Annotated in this window: 18 protein-coding genes; 12 read left to right on the forward strand and 6 right to left on the reverse strand. The window is 62.6% G+C overall.

From position 1 onward, the window contains the following. Positions 1 to 9 precede the first annotated feature (9 nt). From nusA to infB, 3 genes are all read left to right on the forward strand, one after another. A complete protein-coding gene (nusA, locus tag B3M53_RS03585) occupies positions 10 to 1746 on the forward strand; it encodes a transcription termination factor NusA (RefSeq protein ID WP_160092861.1) in 1737 nt (578 codons plus the stop codon). Next, positions 1743 to 2384 (forward strand): RNA-binding protein, encoded by a 642-nt coding sequence (locus tag B3M53_RS03590; RefSeq protein ID WP_273020962.1) that lies wholly within the window; start codon positions 1743 to 1745, stop codon positions 2382 to 2384. Before nusA ends, B3M53_RS03590 begins: the two co-directional genes overlap by 4 nt. A gap of 137 nt (positions 2385 to 2521) precedes the next feature. Beyond that, the gene (gene infB / locus B3M53_RS03595; RefSeq protein ID WP_273020964.1) at positions 2522 to 5128 is read left to right on the forward strand and encodes a translation initiation factor IF-2; all 2607 of its coding nucleotides are present in this window, start codon (positions 2522 to 2524) and stop codon (positions 5126 to 5128) included. A 181-nt stretch (positions 5129 to 5309) separates the two neighbouring features. Here the strand turns inward: infB and B3M53_RS03600 are convergent, their stop codons facing one another. Next, positions 5310 to 5840 (reverse strand): hypothetical protein, encoded by a 531-nt coding sequence (locus tag B3M53_RS03600; protein ID WP_273020966.1) that lies wholly within the window; start codon positions 5838 to 5840, stop codon positions 5310 to 5312. 122 nt (positions 5841 to 5962) lie between these two features. Here B3M53_RS03600 and B3M53_RS03605 point away from each other — a divergent pair, with 122 nt between their 5' ends. Beyond that, positions 5963 to 6892, forward strand: a complete 930-nt coding sequence (locus B3M53_RS03605; protein ID WP_273020968.1) for a LysR family transcriptional regulator — start codon at positions 5963 to 5965, stop codon at positions 6890 to 6892. Between the two features lie 12 nt (positions 6893 to 6904). Here the strand turns inward: B3M53_RS03605 and B3M53_RS03610 are convergent, their stop codons facing one another. Both B3M53_RS03610 and B3M53_RS03615 read right to left on the reverse strand, forming a co-directional pair. After that, on the reverse strand, positions 6905 to 7753 hold the full coding sequence (locus B3M53_RS03610; RefSeq protein ID WP_273020969.1) for a phytanoyl-CoA dioxygenase family protein: 849 nt from the start codon (positions 7751 to 7753) through the stop codon (positions 6905 to 6907). Beyond that, complete coding sequence (locus B3M53_RS03615; RefSeq protein ID WP_273020971.1) at positions 7750 to 8391, reverse strand: TetR/AcrR family transcriptional regulator; 642 nt, start codon at positions 8389 to 8391, stop codon at positions 7750 to 7752. The genes B3M53_RS03610 and B3M53_RS03615 overlap by 4 nt, the downstream gene beginning before the upstream one ends. A 176-nt stretch (positions 8392 to 8567) precedes the next feature. Between B3M53_RS03615 and B3M53_RS03620 the strand changes: the two genes are divergently transcribed. The 6 genes from B3M53_RS03620 to pnp all read left to right on the forward strand — a co-directional run bounded on the left by B3M53_RS03620 (position 8568) and on the right by pnp (position 14468). Continuing rightward, entirely contained in the window at positions 8568 to 10019 is a 1452-nt protein-coding gene (locus tag B3M53_RS03620; RefSeq protein ID WP_286799648.1) for a TrkH family potassium uptake protein, read from the forward strand. A 23-nt stretch (positions 10020 to 10042) separates the two neighbouring features. Continuing rightward, complete coding sequence (locus B3M53_RS03625) at positions 10043 to 10504, forward strand: DMT family transporter (protein ID WP_273020975.1); 462 nt, start codon at positions 10043 to 10045, stop codon at positions 10502 to 10504. A 70-nt stretch (positions 10505 to 10574) separates the two neighbouring features. Continuing rightward, positions 10575 to 10997: a 30S ribosome-binding factor RbfA gene (rbfA, locus tag B3M53_RS03630; protein WP_028284601.1), complete on the forward strand. Its 423-nt coding sequence runs from the start codon at positions 10575 to 10577 to the stop codon at positions 10995 to 10997. Continuing rightward, positions 10997 to 11950: a tRNA pseudouridine(55) synthase TruB gene (gene truB / locus B3M53_RS03635; protein WP_273020977.1), complete on the forward strand. Its 954-nt coding sequence runs from the start codon at positions 10997 to 10999 to the stop codon at positions 11948 to 11950. The genes rbfA and truB overlap by 1 nt, the downstream gene beginning before the upstream one ends. A gap of 15 nt (positions 11951 to 11965) precedes the next feature. Next, a complete protein-coding gene (gene rpsO, locus B3M53_RS03640; RefSeq protein WP_022700791.1) occupies positions 11966 to 12235 on the forward strand; it encodes a 30S ribosomal protein S15 in 270 nt (89 codons plus the stop codon). A gap of 103 nt (positions 12236 to 12338) precedes the next feature. Continuing rightward, entirely contained in the window at positions 12339 to 14468 is a 2130-nt protein-coding gene (gene pnp, locus B3M53_RS03645; protein ID WP_022700790.1) for a polyribonucleotide nucleotidyltransferase, read from the forward strand. 77 nt (positions 14469 to 14545) lie between these two features. Here pnp and B3M53_RS03650 read toward each other — a convergent pair whose 3' ends face one another. Further along, positions 14546 to 15025, reverse strand: coding sequence for a hypothetical protein (locus B3M53_RS03650; protein WP_273020978.1), 480 nt, complete (start codon positions 15023 to 15025; stop codon positions 14546 to 14548). Positions 15026 to 15375: 350 nt separating this feature from the next. Between B3M53_RS03650 and B3M53_RS03655 the strand changes: the two genes are divergently transcribed. Next, positions 15376 to 17826: a S9 family peptidase gene (locus B3M53_RS03655; RefSeq protein ID WP_273020979.1), complete on the forward strand. Its 2451-nt coding sequence runs from the start codon at positions 15376 to 15378 to the stop codon at positions 17824 to 17826. Positions 17827 to 17900: 74 nt separating this feature from the next. On the opposite strand, the gene B3M53_RS03660 is transcribed toward B3M53_RS03655, so the two are convergent. Continuing rightward, positions 17901 to 19445 (reverse strand): porin, encoded by a 1545-nt coding sequence (locus B3M53_RS03660; RefSeq protein WP_273020981.1) that lies wholly within the window; start codon positions 19443 to 19445, stop codon positions 17901 to 17903. Between the two features lie 106 nt (positions 19446 to 19551). Next, positions 19552 to 20373: a LytTR family DNA-binding domain-containing protein gene (locus B3M53_RS03665; RefSeq protein ID WP_273020983.1), complete on the reverse strand. Its 822-nt coding sequence runs from the start codon at positions 20371 to 20373 to the stop codon at positions 19552 to 19554. Positions 20374 to 20557: 184 nt separating this feature from the next. Between B3M53_RS03665 and B3M53_RS03670 the strand changes: the two genes are divergently transcribed. After that, complete coding sequence (locus B3M53_RS03670) at positions 20558 to 21721, forward strand: acyltransferase family protein (protein WP_160092852.1); 1164 nt, start codon at positions 20558 to 20560, stop codon at positions 21719 to 21721. The last annotated feature ends 3 nt before the right edge of the window (positions 21722 to 21724 follow it).

Genomic DNA, 21724 nt, shown 5'->3' on the forward strand with positions numbered 1-21724 from the left:
AACGCGGATATGGCCATCGGGGTCAGCGCCAACAAGCTGGAAATCCTGCAAATCGCCCGCGCGGTGGCGCAGGAGAAGATGATCGACGAGTCGATCGTGCTGGAAGCCATTGAAGAGGCGATCCAGAAGGCGGCCCGCTCGCGCTATGGCGCGGAGCTCGACATCCATTGCAACATCAACCCCAAGACCGGCGAGATGCGTCTGACCAGCCGCACGACCGTGGTTGAAGAGGTTGAGAACGAGGCGCACCAGATCACGCTGGATGAGGCCAAGAAACGCGATCCCGAAGCCGAAATCGGCGCCTTCTACGAAGAAGAACTGCCCCCGATCGAGTTTGGCCGCGTCGCATCGCAGACCGCCAAGCAGGTGATCACGCAGAAAGTGCGCGAAGCTGAACGCCAGCGCCAGTTCAACGAGTACAAGGATCGCATCGGCGAGATCGTCAACGGCATCGTCAAGCGCGTCGAATACGGCAATGTGATCATCGATCTGGGCAAGGCGGAAGCCATTATCCGTCGCTCGGACGGCATTCCGCGCGAAAGCCTGCAGGTCAATGACCGCGTGCGCGCCTATATCTATGACGTGCGCGAAGAGACCCGCGGTCCGCAGATCTTCCTGTCACGCGCGCATCCGGACTTCATGGCCGCCCTGTTCGCGCAGGAAGTGCCGGAAGTCTATGAAGGCGTGATCGAGATTCCGCGCGTCGCCCGCGATCCGGGCAGCCGCGCGAAAATCGCCGTTATCTCCAATGACAGCTCCATTGATCCCGTCGGCGCCTGCGTGGGCATGCGCGGCAGCCGGGTCCAGGCTGTCGTCAACGAGCTGGCTGGTGAAAAGATCGACATCATTCCGTGGAATCCCGATCCCGCGACCTTCATCGTCAACGCCCTGCAGCCGGCGGAAGTCGCCAAAGTGGTGCTCGATGATGAAGCCGAGCGGATCGAAGTGGTCGTGCCTGACGACCAGCTCTCGCTCGCCATCGGCCGTCGCGGCCAGAATGTGCGTCTGGCCAGCCAACTGACCGGCTGGGCCATCGACATCCTGACCGAGGAAGAAGAATCCGAGCGCCGTCAGAAAGAGTTCTCGGTTCGCACCAGCACCTTCATGGATGCGCTGGATGTGGATGAAGTCATCGCCCAGCTGCTGGCCACCGAAGGCTTTGCTGAAGTGGAAGACATCGCGTTCGTCGATCTCGAAGAAATTGCGGTGATCGAAGGCTTTGACGACGACACGGCTCAGGAAATCCAGACCCGGGCGCGTGAGTATCTCGACAAGCGCGACATTGAGCGAGACGCCCGCCGCAAAGAGCTGGGCGTTGAAGATGCGGTTCTTGAGGTCGAAGGCGTCGACCTGCCGATGGCGGTCAAGTTCGGCGAAAACGAGATCTGCACCATTGAGGATCTTGCGGGTCTGACCCCGGACGATCTGCGCGGCTGGTATGAGACGCGCGATGGCGAGCGCGTGCGCGAGCCGGGCATCCTGGAAGGCTCTGACATGTCGGCGGAAGACGCCGAGATGCTGATCATGCGCGCGCGCGTGATCGCCGGCTGGATTTCCGAAGAGGATCTGCCGCAAGTTGAGCCCGAGGCTGAAGAGGTTGAGGCCGACGCCCTTGACGAAGAGGCTTCCGATGTCGATCTGGAAGACATCGACCTTTCCGATCTGGAAGCAGAAGCGGAAAAGCTGGGTGTTGATCTGGCTGACCTCCTGGACGCTGACACGACGGAGGAAGACGAGAAGTCGTGAGCCGCGGGGCGCGACATGGCCGATCCAAACCGGTGCGCGAACGCCGATGCGTCGCCACCGGAGAGGTGAAGGGGGAGGAAGACCTCCTTCGCGTGGCGCTGAGCCCTGAAGGGCGCGTAACCCCCGATGTGGCTGCGCGCTTGCCTGGCCGAGGCGGTTGGGTGACGGCGGATAGGGCCCTGGTCGACAAGGCTGTGAAAAAACGCCTGTTCAACCGGGCGTTCGAGCAACCGGTCGAGGCCCCTGACGATTTGGCCGATCAGTTCGAAGCGCTGCTGAAAGCGCGCGTTCTGAACCTTTTGGGGCTGGCGAGACGCGCCGGCCGGCTGGAACTGGGAAGTGATGCGGTGCGTTTGGCGCTGCAGACCGAGCCAGGACCGGCGTGGAGATTGGAAGCCAGTGACGCCGCCCCTGACGGGCGCAAGAAGCTGGACCACCTGGCGAAGGCGATCGAAAGCGACGCGCCGGTGCTGGGATGTTATGACGCTGACGCCCTCAGTCGGGCCTTGGGCGTTGGGAATGCGGTTCACGGGGCTTTGGCCCAAGGACCGGAAGCGGCGGGGATTTCCGCCCTCGCGTCGAAGCTTGCAGGGTTCGTTAACCTCGATCCTGCGGGCCTAGGCGCACAGAAGAGTTGAAACGCCTTGGAAGCTGGCTAGTTTAGCGGGCCTTCAGGCCGGGTCTTCCCGGAGGCGACCTGAACAGATGACGGACCCTGGCGCACGCGGCGGCCGGGTTCCGCCCGAAGATGTCTAAAGCCGCGGCAAGGACGCTTATGAGCGACGCTGACGAACGCAATAATTCGGGCCGCAAGCCTCTCTCCATCGGTGGACGTTCCTCTGGAACCGTGCAGCAAAGTTTTGCGCGCGGACGCCAGAAGTCTGTCGTAGTGGAGAAGAAGCGCAAGCGCCCCGGGCCTGCCGGCAAGGACGCCGCGACGGGCAAATCCGGCGCGCCGCTGACCCAGAAAGACAAGGCGCGCGCGGCGCTGGCCGCCAAAGCCAAGCAGCTGGGTCTGTCTGAAGAAGAACTGATCAAGCGCCAGCAGGCCATTCTGCGCGCCCGCTCCGAGCAAGAAGAGCGCGCCGCCAAGCAGAAGGTCGAAGAGCAGGCCCGTCAGGCGCGCGAAGACGAAGAACGTCGCGCGCTCGAGGACATGCGTCAGCGCGAGAAAGAAGAGCGTCAGCGTCGTGAAGACGACGAGCGCCGCGCGATCGCTGAAGCGGAAGCTGCGCGTCTCGCCGCCGAACAGGCGAAGATCGCCAAGCCCGCCAAGAAGTCTGCGCCGGCTGACATCGAGCAGCCCGAGGAACCGTCTGGCAAGACACCGTCTCGCAAGGCGGACAAAGGCAAGGACAAGGCCGATCGCGGCGATGCCGAGGATACGCGCAACATCCTTGAGTCCATGGGCGGCCGGGTGAAGTCCAAGAAAGACGCGCCGGGCGGCGACAAGGCGCAACCTTCGCGCACCAAAGAGCCCAAGCGCCGTCAGGGCAAGCTGACCATTCAGAACCTCGTTGAGGATGATGAAGGCCGTCAGCGTTCGCTGGCGTCCATGCGCCGGGCGCGCGAGCGTGAAAAGCAGCGTCGCAGCCAGGGCGGCCAGTCGCGCGACAAGGTCGCTCGCGAAGTGGTCGTGCCCGAAGCGATCACCGTGCAGGACCTCGCCCAGCGTATGGCCGAGCGTGCGGCGGACGTGGTGAAGTTCCTGATGACCCAGGGTCAGATGGTCCGCGCCAACGACATGCTGGACGCCGACATCGCCGAGCTGATTGTCGAGGAGTTCGGTCACACCGTGAAACGCGTCGCCGAGGCGGACGTGGAGACCGGCTTCATCTCTGATGAGGATCCCGAAGACAGCCAGAAGCCGCGCCCGCCTGTGGTGACGGTCATGGGTCACGTCGACCACGGCAAGACCTCGCTGCTCGACGCCCTGCGGTCCACCGATGTGGCCGCTGGCGAAGCGGGCGGGATCACCCAGCATATCGGCGCCTATCAGGTTGAGCTGAAATCCGGTGACAAGATCACCTTCCTGGATACGCCAGGTCACGCAGCGTTCTCCTCCATGCGCTCTCGCGGCGCTCAGGCGACCGATATCGTGATCCTGGTGGTGGCGGCCGATGATGGCGTCATGCCCCAGACCATCGAGGCGATCAGCCACGCCAAAGCGGCGAACGTGCCGATGATCGTGGCGGTCAACAAGGTCGACAAGCCGGACGCCGATCCTCAGAAAGTGCTTCAGGAGCTGCTTCAGTACGAAGTGTTCGTGGAAGACATGGGCGGCGACGTTCAGGCGGTGCCGGTCTCGGCGCTGAAGAAAACCGGCCTTGATGAGCTGATGGACGCCATCAACCTTCAGGCCGAGATCCTGGAGCTCAAAGCCAACCCGGATCGCTCTGCGGAAGGCGTTGTGATTGAATCCCAGATCGACAAGGGCCGCGGCCCGGTTGCGACCTGTCTGGTCAAGCGCGGCTCTCTGAAGCGCGGCGACATCGTCGTGGCCGGCGCCCAGTGGGGCAAGGTGCGCGCGCTGGTCAACGAGCGCGGCCAGCAAATGAAAGAGGCGGGTCCGTCCCTGCCGGCCGAAATTCTCGGCCTCGACGGCGCTCCGGAGCCCGGTGAAGTCTTCGCCGTGGTGGACAGCGAAGCGCGTGCGCGCGAGCTGGTGGAATACCGCGAACGCGTCAAGCGAGACAAGGCTGCGGCGGCCCGGACGGGCGGCGGCGCATCGCTTGAGCAGATGATGGCCAAGCTGAAGTCCAACGAAGTTCAGGAGCTGCCGCTGCTGATCAAGGCGGACGTGCAAGGTTCGGCCGAAGCGATCATCGGCGCCCTGGAAAAAGTCGGCAACGAGGAAGTCCGGGCCAAGATCGTCCATGCGGCCGCCGGCGGCGTGTCCGAAAGCGATGTTCTGCTGGCCCAGGCCTCAGGTTCGCCGATCTTCGCGTTCAACGTCCGCGCCAACAAGCAGGCGCGCGACCTGGCCGAGAAAGAAGGCGTGGAGATCCGTTACTACTCGGTGATCTACGATCTGATCGACGACGTGAAAGGCACGCTGGAAGGCATGCTGGCGCCGGAAAAACGCGAAACCTTCATCGGTTACGCCCAGGTGCTGGAAGTCTTCAACATCACCAAGACCGGACGCGTGGCGGGTTGCCGCGTGACCGAGGGTGTGGTGAAGCGCGGCTGTGGCGTGCGTTTGCTGCGTGACGATACGGTGATCCACCAGGGCCACCTGTCCACGCTGCGCCGCTTCAAGGATGAAGTCTCTGAAGTGCGCGCCGGCACCGAGTGCGGCATGGCGTTCGAGAACTACCAGGACATTCAGGTCAACGACGTGATCGAATGTTTCGAAGTCGAGGAAATCCAGCGCTCGCTGTAGACCTCGCTTTGATGGACTGGAAATGATTAAGGGCGGCTCATAGAGCCGCCCTTTTTCGTGCGTCTGACCGGAGTGGCGAGGGGACATTGCTCCAAACAGGGCAGTCCGCACGATCCGTGGTCGCATGCCTTGATGAATGCGCAGCGCGAGGAGCAGTCACCCCCGCGCTGCGTTGCCCGATCTAGTTCGGGGTGTAAGGCAGCGAGGAATGGTGAAGGACGATTTTCAGCTCGCCGTCTTCATCCTGAACATAGCCGAAGCTGTATTCCACCTTCACTTCTTCGCTTTCGGTTGTCGTGAAGAAGTAATTGCCCATGGCCATCGCGCTGTCGGAATCGATGATTGTGGCTTCATTCTCCCAGCGCACCTGGGTGTAGGGCGCGATGGCGAAGCCGCCATCTTCCTCGATCTCACCGCCCACGAAGTAGGAGAGGGCTTCGTCAAAGTCGCCACGGAACTGGTCTTCAGACGCCAAAGTCGGTTTGAACAACACCGTGTGTCCGTCATAGGCGTAGAACTGTTCGATATGCGCGCGCGCAGCAGCCTCGTAGTCTTCACCGGCAGTATAGGCGGCGCCGATCGCGACGATACCTGCGCCCCAGGCCTCTTGAGCGGCCTGAACATCAGCGTCCGTGATCGCATGATCGGAGGCCTGCGCGGCGCCCAGCGCCAATGTCGACGCGAGCATGGCGGAAACAGTGAATGTTTTCATGACAATCCCTTTGCTGTGGAGGGCGTGTCGCCCATACGCACTGAGCTAGTGAGGCGTTGCGATGTTTGCTAATGGAAACTATGCCTTAGATTGATAGCTTCAGGGCATGGATAGGGGTGGATATGCGGCCGACGCTGCGCCAGATCGAGTATTTTGTGACCGTGGCGGAGCTGTGCTCTTTCCGTAAGGCGGCGGACAAGCTGGCGGTCACTCAACCCAGCCTCTCCAAGCAAATACAAACGCTTGAAGCGGAGTTGGGAGTAAGCCTGTTTGAGCGGTCATCGCGACAGGTCACGCTCAGCCAGCCCGGCCAGGCCTTGCTGGAAGACGCCCGCGCCCTGCTCAATCAGGCCTATGGATTCAAGGCGAAGACCAAAGAGCTGCGGACACGGCAGGCCTATCATCTGAACGCGGGGGTTTTGCCCTCCATCGGCGCCTATTTCATGCCGCGATTTACGCAGCGTTTGCGGTCGGTTTTTCCCGATCTGCAAATCAGCTTCATTGAAGGGCCCTCCCAGGAGCTTTTGGGAAAGCTTGCTCAGGGGGAGGTGGATTTTGTCATCGCCTCACGCGGACCGCAGGCTGATTTCTGCACCAAGTCCCTGTTTGAAGAGACGCTGTGGATTTGCAGCACGCCGGAAGATGAGCTGATGCAGCCTGTGGAGCCGGCGCCGCTCGAGGCTCTCAAAGGACGCAGGCTTGTGACGCTGAGCCCGGATTTTCACCTGTCGGAGATTGTCGCTGAATTGGCTCAGAAGGCTGGCGCCGAACTCAGCACCGAGTATCGCGGATCCAGTCTGGACGCCATCCGGCAGATCGCGGCGCGCAGTTCTGCTGTTGCGGTCCTGCCCAGTCTTTATGCGCTCGGCGAGGCGATCCGGGACCCTGCGTTCCGGGTTCGCCGTCTGGCGCACCCGGACGCCATTCATCCGGTGTTGCTGTACTGGCGGCGGACGGTGCGAGACCAGGCGTTTTATGAGCGCCTGGCCGTTGAGATCATCGCCGAGAAGATGGCGATTCGCGACGAACGCGCCCCGCATCTGCGGGTTTGAGTCCAGGCAGGATCAGGGTGACGGATCCAGAAGCCGGTTGGGGTGCATGCCGTTCACATGGCCCATGAAGGGGGGATGGATCTGATAGCCCAACAGCGAAGGCAATGGAGCGCTGAGCGTCCTCACAATGTCTGGCGGCACAGACAGGCTCATATTCTCCTGGGTTCGCAGCCAGGGCGCGCAATACTGCGCCGTTAGCGCCAACCGTCCGTCTCCTGTGGCGTTCTCGCCGCCCGCATGCCAGAGCCCGCCATGAAAAACCAGAGCGTCGCCCGGCTCCATGACAGCGGGCGTCCAGGGGTCTTCAGGGCCGGGACGGCGGTCGGAAGCCCAGCGATGGCTGCCGGGCCAGATACGCGTGGCTCCATTGTCTTTCGTAAAGGGATCAAACGCCCAGATCGCAGACAGGCCATGGCGGGCGTCCGGCCGCATGTCCGGGTAGAACCCGTCATCGGCGTGGGGCAGCTGCGGCGTTTCGCCGGGTCCGATATTAATGGCGAGGCTGGCGGACAATAGCGGTTGGGCGTGGAGCCGTGCTTTGAGAATCCCCAGGATTTGCGGATGGGCGATCAGCAGGTCCAGGGCGCGTGTCTTGGCTAACACCGCATACGCACGCTGGGTCTTGAAGCCTTCAAAATCATTGCGGCCCGTCGGACCCAGCAGGTTGCGCAAAGCGGCCTCAGCGGTCTCGCGCACCTCATCGCTCAGCAGCCCCTTCAAAATGACATAGCCGTCGCGATCATAGGCTTTGAGCAGATCACTGGATGGCGGATGGCCAATCACAGCGGTCTGTTTGTGCTTCCCGGCCAGGTCCGCCGTGAACAGATCGTTCTGACTTTCAAGGGTTCGGGTCTCGCTCATGACTTGCTGCCCTCTCTCAGTCCCAGGCTCTGGGCGATCAGGATCCAGATGGCGTGCGCGAGTTGGTCCACATCCGGATTGGCGGCGTTTTTGAGCGCCATCGACATGCATTGCCGCAAGCCTCCCAGCACGAAGGCTGCGGCGATCTCGGGATCGGCTTGCCGTGGCAGGTCTCCGTCCATCTGGCCTTGTGAAATATTGCGCGCGCCACGCTCGATCAGCATGGCCATGCAGACGCTTTCGGCTTGCATGACGCTGCTGGAACGGCCCAGCGGGCCAAACAGGGTGCGGGTAAAGGGCTCTTCCAGGAAAAAGCGGACGACCGCCCGCACGCGCTGCACTTCACGCTGGGTCCAGGTCTCGCCCCGAAAGTTCTGGTTCGCAATGCTGGCGTACCGGTCATAAAAATCTTCCACGACGGCCGCGACCAGACCGTCCTTGGAGCCGAAATGATGATAGGCGAGTCCGGCTGAGACGCCGGCGCGGTTGGCGATATCGGTGATTTCGGCTGCTCCGGCGCCCTCAATCAACGCGCCGCGGGCTGCATCAATCAGTTTTTCTCGCGTGCGCCGACCCCGCAGGGTGGGGGCTGACACGAGGCCAGTCTGACCGGATGTCATGGGTGTCAGGACGTTCATCATCACCTCCAGACAAAAGTTTGAATTGAATTCAATTCAAGTTCAAGCCCGGGGATATCCCTTCTTCAGGAGGCGACAGACTTGAACCCCTTCAAACACAGGTCTAAAGACCCCGCCTTATCGCGACATGGCCTTTCCTCCGGCGGTTCCGGATGGGCATTGGAGGTGCGCGCATGATGCCCCATTTGCGAAATGTGTCCCTGATCTGGGGCGTCTTGTGTCTGGGCCTGGCTGTTTTGGCGGGCCTGCATATGGCGGCTTCGCACCTTCTGGTTCATGACGGGGCCGGCGAAGGGTTTGCCGCCTGCATGCTGATCTCCGGCTTTCTCGGCGGCGTGCTGACGCTGGTCGGGCTGGGAGAGCGGGCGCGGCTGGGGTTTCGCGGCGCTGTCATTCTGACCCTGGGCGCCTGGTTCGGCCTGCCTTTGCTGATGGCGATCCCGTTGCATGAAGAAGCGGTGGGGCTGAGCATCACCGACGCCATCTTTGAAACGGTCTCCGGGCTCACCACCACAGGCTCGACGGTGATCAGCCATCTGGAGGCGCAGCCGCCCAGCTTGCTGGTTTGGCGCGCCCTGTTGCAATGGATTGGCGGGATCGGGATCATCGGCCTGTCCATCGCCATCCTGCCTTTGTTGCGCTCAGGCGGAATGCAATTGTTTCATCTGGAATCCTCCGATCGCTCACCGGACAAGCTGATCGCCCGGCCCGGTCATCTGGCGGGCGTCATCGCCGGGCTTTATCTGGCGCTGACCTGTCTGTGTGCATTGGGGTATGTCTTCAGCGGGATGAGCAGGTTTGACGCCGTGCTGCACGCCCTGACCACTGTGTCCACAGGCGGCTATTCCACGACGGACCAGTCCATGGGCGGCTTTTCCCCCGGCGCGCAATGGGTGGCGATCGTCTTCATGCTGGCGGGCGCCATCCCGTTTCTGGCCTATGTGAGAGCGGTCAGCCGTCATGAAGGCCGGCGACCGGGCGCGTTCGAAGAGATCATGGGCCTGCTGGCGATCGTGGTCCTGGCGAGCGGATTATTGTTCGCCGCCGAGCTGGGCGGTCCGCCCGAGCATCCTGACGCTCTGCGTCTGGCGCTGTTCAATGCGGTCTCGGTTCTGACGACCACCGGATATGCAGCGGGCGATTACCAGCTCTGGGGACCGCTGGCGATGGCCACGATCTTCTTCCTGACCTTTCTGGGCGGGTGCGCCGGCTCGACGGCGGGCGGGTTCAAGGTCTTTCGCATCCAGATCATGCTCAAATCGACCTGGGCCAGTCTGCAGGCCGCCTCATCGCCCCATGCGATCACGGTGGCCCATCATGCCGGACGGCGTCTGACGCCGACGGACAGCGCCTCGGTGGCCTTGTTTGCAGGATTGTATGTGGCGTGCTTCGCGGCGGGGGCGGTCGCCCTGTCCGCCTTCGGTCTTGATTTTCTGACCGCGGTGACCGCCTCGGCCACCGCCATTGCGAATGTGGGGCCGGGTCTGGGCGAGGTAATTGGTCCGGCAGGGAATTTCTCGACGCTTCCCGATCCGGCAAAATGGATTTTATGTCTGCAAATGCTGTTGGGGCGTTTGGAGATCCTGGTGGCGCTCTATGTCCTCACTCCGCGCTTCTGGATGCGCTGACCCGCTGTGAAGGAGGCTGATCCATGCCGATCAACACGCTCGCCCCGTTTCTTCTCACCGTGATCGCCGGCGCCATGGTCGCTGCGCAACCGGCGTTCAACGGTCAGCTTTCCGGGCATCTGGGGTCGCCCTTGCGTGCGGCGCTGGTCAGTTTCACCGCCGGGGCGCTGATCATGCTGGCGGCGGTGTCGGTGCTGGCCTATCGCGCCGGCTGGCCCAGCCTTGAGCGGATCAGCAACACCCCGCCGCACCTGTTTGTCATCGGCGGGGCGTTGGGGGCGGTGTTTGTGACCACGGCCTCCTGGGCGGCGCCGAAGATCGGCACGGGATCGTTCTTTGCGCTTCTATTCGCCGCCCAGCTGATCGCGGCCATGGCGATTGACCATTTCGGCCTGTTCGGGATCGAGGAACGGTCGGTGACCCTGCTGCGCGTTCTGGGCGCCGGCTTTCTCAGCGTCGGGGCCTGGCTGGTGGTCAATCACTAGGCGCGCCGCCCTTGCATAACAGGGCTGGGCGCCGTACACACCCGCCCTTCGCAAACTCGATGCGCCCCGGTTGGACTCCGGACGCGTCCAGGCGACCCAAGAGGAATTCATGAAAGCCCAATCCCAACGCCAGCTGCGCGCCGGCGAGCTCGTGCGTCGCGCGGTGTCGGACATTATTCGCGAAGGCCGCGTGCACGATCCCCATGTGAACACGGCGGCAGTGACCATCACCGAAGCGCGCACCAGCCCTGACCTGCGTCACGCGACGGTCTATGTGGACCTGCTGGGCGGCGGTGACCGCAATGCCGTGGCTGAAGCGCTCAATCATGCTTCGGGCTTCATCCAGCGCGAGCTGGGCAAGCAGATCGAGCTGAAATTCACGCCCAAGCTTCGCTTCGCCGTGGATGACCGCATCGAGGATGTGGCCCAGGTGGACGCGGTTCTGGACCGTCCCACCGTCAAACGCGATCTCGATGACGAGGGCGAGGACTGATGGCGCGTCGCAAGAAGGGCGAGAAGATCCATGGCTGGCTGATCCTCGACAAGCCGCTGGAGATGACCTCCACCCAGGCGGTGTCGCGCTGTCGCTGGCTGTTGAAGGCGCAAAAGGCCGGTCATGCCGGCACGCTGGACCCGCTGGCGTCGGGCGTCTTGCCGATTGCGTTCGGCGAAGCCACCAAGACCGTGCCCTTCGCCCAGGAAAGCTCGAAAACCTATAAATTCACCCTGCGCTGGGGCAGTTCCACCACCACGCTGGACGCGGAAGGCGAGGTCACGGGCGAAAGCGATGTGCGCCCCGATCGTGACGCCATTGAAGCCGCTCTGGGCCAGTTCATCGGCGAGATCGACCAGGTGCCGCCCAAATTCTCCGCCATCAAGGTGGATGGCGAGCGCGCCTATGATCTGGCGCGGGCCGGCGAAGAGGTCGAGCTGGCCTCCCGCCCTGTGCGCATTGACGATCTGACGCTTCTGGATGCGCCAAGCCCTGATCTGGCGGTGCTGGAGATGAAATGCGGCAAGGGCGCCTATGTGCGCGCGATTGCACGCGATCTGGCGATGGCTCTGGGCGCGGAAGGACATGTGGCGGCGCTGCGTCGCACCAGGGTCGGCCCGTTTAGCGCCGCACAGGCCGTTTCGCTGGACGCGTTTGAGGATTTGGTCCATAAGGGCCACGCGCTGGAGGCCCTGCTTCCGGTCGAGACCGCGCTGGACGACATCCCGGCGACGGCCGTGACCGAGGACGAGGCGTTTCAGTTGAGGCAAGGACGGTCGATCGTCTTGCCTCCCCGGCGAGCTTCAGAGCTGCGCAATCTTCGCCAACCTCGCGACATCGCGGGGAAGGATTATTCGAAGGCTGTCGTGGCCATGGGGTCGGACCGGGCCGTTGCGATCGGCGAAGCACGCGCGGGTCAATTTTCGCCTGTTCGTGTCTTTCAATGGGATTAGGAGCCCGATTAGACGATGTCGATTACGGCAGAACGTAAAGCCGAACTGATCAAAGAGCATGCCCGTGGCGAAAACGACACCGGGTCTGCTGAAGTGCAAGTGGCGGTGTTGACCGAGCGTATCGCCAACCTCACCGAGCACTTCAAAACGCACAAAAAAGACAACCACTCCCGTCGTGGCCTGCTGAAGCTGGTCTCCCAGCGTCGGCGCCTTCTCGATTATCTGAAGAAAATCGACGAAGCCCGCTACAAGGCGATTGTGGCTGCTCTGGGTCTGCGCCGCTAGGCGCTCCCGATGAAACGCCGGCCGCCAAGGGGCGCGCCGGCGTTTTCATATCCGGCGACCGCAATCCGGCGGCGCCGCACATGACCGTACGAACGAGAGATAAATGTTCGATATCCAAACCGAAACGATTGAATGGGCCGGCCGTACGCTGACCCTCGAAACCGGCCGCATGGCGCGCCAGGCAAACGGCGCAGTGCTCGTCACCTATGGCGAGACCACTGTTCTTGCGACGGCGGTCGCACAGAAAGACGTCAAGCCGGGAATGGACTTCTTCCCGCTGACCGTGAATTACCAAGAGAAATACTTCGCAGCCGGCAAGATCCCGGGCGGCTATTTCAAGCGTGAAGGTCGTCCGACCGATAAAGAGACGCTGACCTCGCGTCTGATCGACCGTCCGATCCGTCCGCTCTTCCCCAAGGGTTTCAAGAACGACACCCAGGTGATGCTCACCGTGCTCAGCCACGATCTGGAAAATGATCCCGATGTGGTCGGCATGGTCGGCGCGTCCGCCGCCCTGTGCCTGTCCGGTCTGCCCTTCCTGGGGCCCATCGGCGCGGCGCGCGTGGGTTACAAGGATGGCGACTACGTCATCAACCCGACCGTCGACGAGCTGACCGAGTCCGAGCTGGATCTCGTGGTCGCCGGCACTTCGGACGCCGTGATGATGGTGGAATCCGAAGCGAAAGAGCTGTCGGAAGAAGTCATGCTCGGCGCTGTGATGGCCGGCCATGAGGCGTTCCAGCCGGTGATCGACATGATCATCCGCCTGGCAGAGAAAGCCGCGAAAGATCCGTGGGATTTCGTGCCGGTCGACAATTCAGAGCTCGAAACCAAGGTGCGCGGTCTGGTCGGCGACGAGATCGCCAAGGCCTACACCATCACCAACAAGACCGAGCGTCAGGCCGCTGTCTCCGCCGCCAAGGAGAAAGCTGTCGCTGAACTGGCAGCCACCGAAGACAATCCTGACGGCGCCGAAATGGCTGTCCTCAAGGACGTCCTGAAAAGCGTGGAAGCCAGCGTCGTGCGCGGCGGCATCATCAAGACCGGCAAGCGCATTGACGGCCGTTCGCTCGATCAGGTTCGCCCGATCGTGTCGGAAGCCACCGTTCTGCCGCGCACCCACGGTTCAGCCCTGTTCACCCGCGGTGAAACCCAGGCGCTGTGCGTTGTGACGCTGGGCACCGGCGAAGATGAGCAATTCATCGACGCCCTGACCGGCACCTACAAAGAACGCTTCTTGCTGCACTACAACTTCCCGCCCTATTCGGTCGGTGAAACCAGCTTCCGTCTGGCCCCGGGCCGTCGTGAAATCGGTCACGGCAAGCTCGCCTGGCGGGCGCTGTCGGCTGTGATGCCGAACGCGGAAGCCTTCCCCTACACCGTGCGTCTGGTGTCCGAGATCACCGAATCCAACGGCTCGTCCTCCATGGCGACCGTGTGCGGCGGCTCTCTGGCGCTGATGGATGCAGGCGTTCCGATCACCCGTCCGGTGTCCGGCATCGCCATGGGTCTGATCAAGGATCCTGAAGGCGTGGCCGTGCTGTCCGACATCCTCGGTGATGAAGATCACCTCGGGGATATGGACTTCAAGGTGGCCGGCACCTCCGAGGGCGTCACCAGCCTTCAGATGGACATCAAGATCGCCGGCATCAACAAAGACATCATGCAGACCGCTCTGGACCAGGCCAAAGGCGGCCGCATCCACATTCTGGATGAGATGAACAAGGCGCTTTCGGGCACCCGTGAGGCTCTGAACGAGCACGCGCCGAAGATCGAAACCATCCAGATCCCGGTCGACAAGATCCGCGACGTGATCGGTTCGGGCGGCAAGGTCATCCGCCAGATCGTCGAGGAAACCGGCGCGAAAGTGGACGTCAATGATGACGGCCTGATCAAGGTCTCCGCCGTGTCCGCCGACTCCATCAAGGCGGCTCTGGACTGGATCAACGGTCTGACCGCCGAGCCGGAAGTGGGCAAGATCTACAAAGGCAAAGTGGTCAAGGTCGTCGATTTCGGCGCCTTCGTGAACTTCTTCGGCCCGCGTGACGGCCTCGTGCACGTCTCCCAGCTGAAGAACGAGCGCGTGGGTCATCCCAAGGACGTGGTCAGCGAAGGCCAGGAAGTCTGGGTGAAGCTGCTGGGCTTTGACGACCGCGGCAAGGTGCGCCTGTCGATGAAGATCATCGACCAGGAGACCGGCGAAGAGATCAGCGAAGAAGGCGGCGAGGACTAATCCTCTCCCCTTTGATCGCGAGATCAAAAGAAACCCCGCTGGCGCAAGCCGGCGGGGTTTTTTGTAATCTCTACGGGTTAGCGCCACCCCCAGCGACGGGGCAGGCAGTGCGTGTCGTCCGGCGCTTCCACGCGCATCAGCAGTCCCCGTGCAATGGGATCATAGACCGGGCAGCCCCGGGAATCGGTGTCGAACATTTCGAGTTCGGGGCTGAAGCGATGAATGGTGCGCAAGCTCGCGGCCAGCTCCTGCCGGTCCAGCTGACGGATTGAGGCGTCCAGGCCCTCTGGTTCGCGCCCTGTGGCGCGGTAATAGCGATAGAGCAGTTCTCGCCTGTGGCTCTCCACATACCGGCCTTCGTGAAGGGCGAGCGTGCATACGATAGCGTCAGGGTCGCCTTCATCGACGGCATCCGCCATTTGATGAACATCGCCGCCATACAATTCCAGACAAGCGCGCCAATGGGGGAGGACAATCGGTTCGGGCGCGGCGGGCTGAGGTTGTGAACACGCACCGGCGAGCAGCATCAGGCTGACAGTACTGATCGCGCGCAACATATCCGCCCCCCAGAGGACCGCCCCTAAACTCCAATTCCCATATTGGAGGGTAAAGATGGCGAGATGCAACTTGAGACTATTGGAGCGGTTCGATTGCGAAGCGCTTGCGGAGAAACGTGCCCGCGCCGAACCTGCCCGCCTTGCGACAAGCGTTGTGGGACCGAACCGAGCGATTGAATGAAGCCATTGCGTCACGGGCCTGCATCAATACAGCGAGGCGGGCCAAGGGTTGTGTCGGCGCCTGAACGCCAGACGTAATTTTATAACCTTACCAATCCGTCATCCCCCGGCCAGCATTCCTCCGCTATGCTCTGTCCCGAATGCGAAAACGCAAATCCGGGGAGGGCTTTATGTCCACACTTATCCGTGCGGCGCTGGGCGGCGCGCTGAGCATAGGCGTCACCATTGGCGCGGCGACGGCTCAGGAGGCGTATCGCCTGCCGCCGCAAGAGATCGTCGATATCGTGGATGCGCCGAACGCGCCGTACACCACGCTGTCGCCGAACAAGCGCCATTTGCTGCTGTTGCATCGCGAAGGCTTGCCGCCGATTTCCGAGATGGCGCGTCCGATGGAGCGTCTGGCGGGTTTGCGTCTCGACGCCGAGACCAATGGTCGTCATGGCCCGCGGACTGTGATCGGCCTGTCGGTGATTGATCTGGAGACGGGCGAGGAAACCGCGATTACGACGCCCGGTGATGTGGGCCTGTCGGGTTTCACTTGGTCGCCGGACGGCTCCAGGGCCGCATTTCTTGTGACTGATGACGACTCGATCGGCGTCTGGGTCGCCGATGTGGAACGCGCTCAGGCCCGCGAGATTATCGACGAGGGCGTCAACGCGGTCTTCTCCGCGCTCGACTGGATGAGCGATAGCGAAACCTTGCTCGTCACCCTCACCAGTGATGAACGCGGCCCGCGCCCGGAACGCGCGCGCGTGCCTACCGGCCCGGTGATCCAGGAAGCGGCGGGTTATGAAGCGCCGGTGCGCACCTATCAGGATTTGCTCGCTGACGCGGATGATGCAGCGTTGTTCGCCTGGCTGGCCGAAAGCCAGATCGTGTCCGTGGAGGTCACCGCGCGGCGCTTGCGCGTGCGTGAGATTGGCGAGCCAGGGCTCTATTACGCGGTCGATCCGGCGCCGGGCGGCGAGTATCTGCTGGTGGAATCGCTTGAGCAGCCCTTCTCCTATGACGTGCCCTGGTCGCGCTTTGCGGAAACCAGCGAGGTCTGGACGTTGGACGGCGATGTGGTTGCGGAGATCGCCAGCCATGGCATCGCTGACGGCGTGCCCATCGGCGGCGTCATCGAAGGGCGCCGGTCCATCACCTGGCAGGATTCTGCAGCGGCGCGCCTGGTCTGGGCGGAAGCGCTCGATGGCGGTGATCCGCGGGTGGAAACTGATGAGCGCGACAGCGCCTGGGCGCTGGAGGCGCCGTTTGACGGCGAGCCGGTGGAGATCGCCCGCTTTGAGGACCGCTATTACGGGACCCAGTTCACGTCTGAAGGTCAGATCGGCATCGCCACCGAATATGACCGTGACACCCGCGTGGTGCGGTCCTGGCTGGTGGATTTCGCGGCCCCCGGCGCAGACCCGCGCTTGCTCAATGAACGCTCGATCCAGGACAATTACGCCGATCCGGGCTCGCCGCTCAGCGTGCGCAATGCGTATGGCCGTTCGGTCGCGGCCGTGGTGGACGGCGCGATGTATTTCACTGGCGATGGCGCCAGCGCCGACGGGGACCGTCCCTTCCTCAGCCGCGTGGATTTCGACACGCTGGACACCGAGATCCTGTGGCGCAATTCGGGTGAAAACTATGAGCGTGTCATTGATGTCCTGACTGAGGACGGCTCGGTGTTCCTGACCTCTTATGAGGATCCGACCACCCCGCCGAACGTGCAGCGTCATGACGGCGAGACCGTCACCCGCATCACCGATTTTGAAAACCCGCACCCCCAGCTCAATGATATTCGCAAGGAGCTGATCACCTATGAGCGTGAGGACGGCGTGCCGCTGTCGGCGACGCTTTATCTGCCCGCCGATTATGAAGAGGGCGACACCCTGCCCTTGCTGATCTGGGCGTATCCGCTGGAATACAACTCCGCGTCCGACGCCGGTCAGGTGCGGGGCTCGCAATACCGCTTCTCTCGCGTGGCGGGCACCAGCCCGCGCTTCCTGGTGACCCAGGGCTATGCGCTGATGGAGCGGGCGACCATGCCGATCGTGGGCGATGATCCGTTGACGGTGAACGACACGTTCGTGGACCAGCTGGTGATGTCCGCCGAAGCCGCCATCGCCGACAGCGTGGCGCGCGGCTATGGCGATGGCGAGCGCGTGGCGGTCGCCGGCCATTCCTATGGCGCGTTCATGACGGCGCACCTTCTGGCGGGCTCGGATCTGTTCCGCGCCGGAATCGCGCGCTCGGGCGCCTATAACCGGACGCTGACCCCGTTCGGTTTCCAGTCCGAACGCCGCACCTATTGGGAAGCGCCTGAGTCCTACTTCATGCTGTCGCCCTTCATGCACGCCAATGACATTGATGAGCCCATGCTGATGATCCACGGGCAGATGGACAATAATTCGGGCACCTATCCGATTCAGTCCGAACGCATGTTCGCCGCCGTCAAAGGCAATGGCGGCACGGCGCGCCTGGTCATGCTGCCCTATGAAAGCCATGGCTACCGCGCCCGTGAGAGCGTGCTGCACGTGCTGGCGGAATCCATCGACTGGCTCGACACCTATGTGAAGCCGGACGAGCCGGTGGTGCCGCACACGCCGGATCAGGGTGAGCGCGAAGTCGAATAAGGCCTTTCCGAGCCTCAATAAAAAACCCCGCCGGATCGCTCCGGCGGGGTTTTCTGTGCCAGATGGAAGGGAGCTTAGAAGCTCGCCTGAACGCCCAGCGCGAGGACGTTTGTGCTGGCGTTGCGTTCCGACCAGCTTTCGCCGGTGGGCAGATTGCCGCCGGACAGGAAGTTCAGCGGCACCCAGCCTTCGGTGCGGATCAGCTCGCCGAAGAGATTGACTGACGGGCTGATGAAGTAGGATCCGCCCAGAACCCATTGGTCCTGTTTCTCCCAGGGCGCGCCGCTATCACCAGACACAAAGCGGCTGAATTCAAACGACAGCGCGAAGTCTTCACTCGATTGCACATCAAACCAGTAGCGTCCGCCCAGGGTGAAGGCGTTCGGCGCCACCGCTTCAAAAGCGGAATAGATCGGCACGGGAGAGGCGGTGCCCGCCCAGTCCTCGGTGGTGGAGGCGTATTCGCCCAGAAGCTCCAGACGGCCCAGATCCGCTTGCGCGTAGATCGCCCAACCCGGATTACTCTCGTCGCACGGATTGAAGTGGAAGACCGGATACGCCTGGCAATAGGCGGTGGCTTCGGTATAGCTCGCGCCCGCCATCAGTGTGCGGCCTTCAGACAATGCGGCCGTGTAGTTCACGTCCACGGCGAAGTTGTTGACCCGGCTGGGGACATTGGTGTCTTCGACCGGGGCGTTATGGGCGCGGAATTGCGAGCCGCCCTGAATGGCCATGGCGCGTACATGCAGGCCGTTATTGTAATATCCGACCATGCCGCCCGTCGCGAGACCGGCGAAGGCGTGCCAGCTGGTGGAGTTGGTGAACGGGCTGACGGTGTCGTTCAGGCCGAACGGCGTGTCCATCTTGCCGATGGCGGCGTACCAGGGGCGTTCGGACAGATTGCCGAACAGCACGAAGGCGCGACGCAGCTGGATCTGGTTGCGATTGAGATCGGTCAGCGTGCCCGATCCGAAGCTTTGCTCGGGATCGTACAGCATCTCCGAATACAGCGTGATGTTGTCCGTCATCCGTCCGGTCACCGCCAACTGGGCGGAATGGACGATAAATTCAGACACCGTTTCGCCGATCTGGTTGGCTGAAGTCGGGTGGCGCATCAGCCAGCCAAACTTGGTGTTGGAATTGCTTTCCTGGTAATCGGCCAGCGCCGTCACATTGCCGCTCAGGGTCACCCGGCGATCAAGTTCGCCATTGTCTATCGCGTTCAGAATGGTCAGCGCGCGCGTGTTCACGCCTTCAGCGTGATCCAGGATCTCATAACCGTATTCGGGGCTGACGCCGACGAGGTTCTGGTGAAAGTCGTCACCATGATGGGCGCCGTGCGCGCCCTGCGGAGCGTGATGACCGTGGGAGGCCGTGTGCATCGGAGCATCCGCCGGAGCGGCCGCGGGGTGATGCGGCATGGCGGCGGGCGCGCTTTGCGCATCCGACTGCGGCAGCAGGCCCTGGGCGACCAGAACATTCATCAACTGCTGGTTCGTGGCTTCCAGTTGCGCAAGGCGGGCTTCAAGTTCTTCAATGCGGGCGTCGTCATCAGCCAGGGCTGGCGCGGCCACAGCCAGAGAGAGCAGGCTGACGCCTGCGATCAGTACGGATTTCATTTGCTTGTCCCCAAAAAGGTATGAATGAAGCGCAGTCCCATGCGCCCTGGCGAATGGGCCTAGTACCAATAGGGTTAACAAAGAATTTACTGAACTTGATCAGCGATTAAACCTGTGTGCGGTAGCCGCGGCTCACCGGCAGGCTCCGGCCGTCTGACAGGCGCGCTTCGGCGTCGCCGTCGCCGGTGGGGACCAGCTCCCGTATGGCCGGGCGGACGGTCAAGTGAGAGCGGTGAAGGCGGACCGGGTCGGCGCCGGCGGCGTCCAGCAGGCCGATCAGCCGGGTGAGGGTCATGCGGGCCAGATGAGCGCCGGTGGGCGTGATGACTTCCACATAATTGCCCGCCGCGCTGGCGCTGATGATCTCGCTGGCCGGTAATCGGATTTCCCGGCCGCCGCTGCGCAGGGTGATCACATGATCCGCACGGGCGTCTTCTCGCGCGGCTCTCAGGCGTTGGCGGGCGTCTTCGAGTTCGCGCACGATCGCCAGCACAGCCAGCATCAGGGCATAAGTCAGCACATCCTTGCGAAACTCGTAGAAAAACTCACCGAACAGACCGCCATAGGTTTCATAGGAAAACCCGAACATGAGGGGCCAGAGCAAGGCGCGCAGACCGTCCATGGTCACAATATGGACGAGTGAGAAGGCTGTGACCCCCAGCGCATGAACCGGTAGCGCGGTGCGCCAGCGTTCCAGGCTCAGAGGAAAGCGACGTTCCAGCAAGGCGACGGGGACGAACAGAGCCAGAATGACCAGATTGCTGGTGCCTTCCAGCGTCAGGGCGCGCAGCCAGACGCCGGCTTCGCCCGCCCGGCGCCATTCCTCGGCCAGGGACAGACCGTTCACCAGCCAGAAGCCCAGTGAGGCGATCAGATAAAACAGAAAGGCGCCTCGAAGGACGCGGCGTTCAAGATCGGGCGTGTGCATGGCCTGATCTTGCCCTGATGCGTCTGGCCTCGCCAGCGCGGGGCGCCGTGTTTCATCCCGTTTAAGCCGCGGTTCGTCCCTGGGGCGCCGGTATTGGTCCCACGGGTCCGCTGTTTGTCCTTTCGGGACTGCCTGAACGAGGCGCTGGCGTCAGTCTCGCCGCTGGTTCGACTGGGAGACTGAGATGACTGAAACCGGCCCGCGCGCCAGCGCGCCTCCGACCCGCCGTTACGACCTTGATTGGCTGCGCATCATCGCGTTCGGTCTTTTGGTCTTATACCATGTGGGCATGTTCTACGTGCCCTGGGGCTGGCATGTGAAAAGCGTGCATGCCGGCTCGGGCGCAGAGCCCTTGATGATGCTGTTGAACCCGTGGCGCTTGTCATTGTTATTTTTCATCTCGGGCGTGGCCTTTGCTTATCTGCACGACAAGAAGGGCGGCTGGGCTTTTGCGGGCGAACGCACGCTCAGACTGCTGCCGGTCATCATTTTCGGCATGATCGTCGTGGTGATGCCCCAGACCTATTTCCAGTTGCGCGAGGCGGGTGAGATCGAGCCGGGCATTCTGGCGTTCTGGCCGCGTTACATTCTGGATTGGGAGATCGCCGGCGTCGCCGTGCCGACCTGGAATCATCTGTGGTACGTGGTCTACCTGTTTGTCTATGCGCTGCTCCTGGCGCCGATCATGGGGCTTCTGAAAGCCTTCGGCCGCGGCCCGGGCGCTGTGCTGGGTCATGTTCTGGACAGCCGGTTTGGGCCGCTGTGGCTGATCGTGCTCGGTTTTGCGCCGATGATGATCTACCGCATTGTTCTGGTTCCCCATTTTGAAACCACTCACAATCTGACCTGGGATTGGGCGAACCACGCCATCAGCTTCACCTATCTGCTCTACGGCGTCTTCGCGGCCAAATCGGAGAGGTTCTGGTCGTGTGTGGACCGTGCGCTGCCGCTGGCGCTGGGGCTGACGGTCGTTCTGGGCGTCGTGATGACGCCGATCTGGTCGCTTTGGTGGGACCAGATCGCCGAACATGCGGTTCCACTGTGGATCGCGCGCGCTGCGCGGGTGCTTTACGCGTGGGCGATGATCGTGACGCTCTTGGGTCTGGCGCGGCGGTTCCTGACCGGAGACGGCCCGGTGCGGCGCTATCTGACCGAGGCGATCTTCCCGGTCTATATCCTGCACCAGACGATCACGGTCTCAGCCGGTTATATCCTGACCCGCATGGGCTTTGACGTCTGGACCGAGTTCGCGCTGGTCACCCTCATCACCTATGGCGGGGCGTTCGCCGGGTTTGAGATCATTCGCAGGATCAAGCCGCTCAGGCCGGTGTTCGGGCTGAAGCTCTAGGTC

It is taken from the genome of Oceanicaulis sp. UBA2681 (genome assembly GCF_002354675.1).
GTDB lineage: Bacteria > Pseudomonadota > Alphaproteobacteria > Caulobacterales > Maricaulaceae > Oceanicaulis > Oceanicaulis alexandrii.

Bases quoted from the DNA above. Each gene is read 5' to 3' on its own strand.
- B3M53_RS03650 (WP_273020978.1), bottom strand. From the start codon at position 15,025: ATGTTGCGCGCGATCAGTACTGTCAGCCTGATGCTGCTCGCCGGTGCG.
- B3M53_RS03665 (WP_273020983.1), bottom strand. From the start codon at position 20,373: ATGCACACGCCCGATCTTGAACGCCGCGTCCTTCGAGGCGCCTTTCTG.
- nusA (WP_160092861.1), top strand. From the start codon at position 10: ATGGCCATCGGGGTCAGCGCCAACAAGCTGGAAATCCTGCAAATCGCC.
- infB (WP_273020964.1), top strand. From the start codon at position 2,522: ATGAGCGACGCTGACGAACGCAATAATTCGGGCCGCAAGCCTCTCTCC.
- pnp (WP_022700790.1), top strand. From the start codon at position 12,339: ATGTTCGATATCCAAACCGAAACGATTGAATGGGCCGGCCGTACGCTG.
- B3M53_RS03615 (WP_273020971.1), bottom strand. From the start codon at position 8,391: ATGAACGTCCTGACACCCATGACATCCGGTCAGACTGGCCTCGTGTCA.
- B3M53_RS03655 (WP_273020979.1), top strand. From the start codon at position 15,376: ATGTCCACACTTATCCGTGCGGCGCTGGGCGGCGCGCTGAGCATAGGC.
- B3M53_RS03660 (WP_273020981.1), bottom strand. From the start codon at position 19,445: ATGAAATCCGTACTGATCGCAGGCGTCAGCCTGCTCTCTCTGGCTGTG.
- B3M53_RS03605 (WP_273020968.1), top strand. From the start codon at position 5,963: ATGCGGCCGACGCTGCGCCAGATCGAGTATTTTGTGACCGTGGCGGAG.
- B3M53_RS03600 (WP_273020966.1), bottom strand. From the start codon at position 5,840: ATGAAAACATTCACTGTTTCCGCCATGCTCGCGTCGACATTGGCGCTG.
- B3M53_RS03620 (WP_286799648.1), top strand. From the start codon at position 8,568: ATGCCCCATTTGCGAAATGTGTCCCTGATCTGGGGCGTCTTGTGTCTG.
- B3M53_RS03670 (WP_160092852.1), top strand. From the start codon at position 20,558: ATGACTGAAACCGGCCCGCGCGCCAGCGCGCCTCCGACCCGCCGTTAC.
- B3M53_RS03610 (WP_273020969.1), bottom strand. From the start codon at position 7,753: ATGAGCGAGACCCGAACCCTTGAAAGTCAGAACGATCTGTTCACGGCG.
- B3M53_RS03625 (WP_273020975.1), top strand. From the start codon at position 10,043: ATGCCGATCAACACGCTCGCCCCGTTTCTTCTCACCGTGATCGCCGGC.
- truB (WP_273020977.1), top strand. From the start codon at position 10,997: ATGGCGCGTCGCAAGAAGGGCGAGAAGATCCATGGCTGGCTGATCCTC.
- rpsO (WP_022700791.1), top strand. From the start codon at position 11,966: ATGTCGATTACGGCAGAACGTAAAGCCGAACTGATCAAAGAGCATGCC.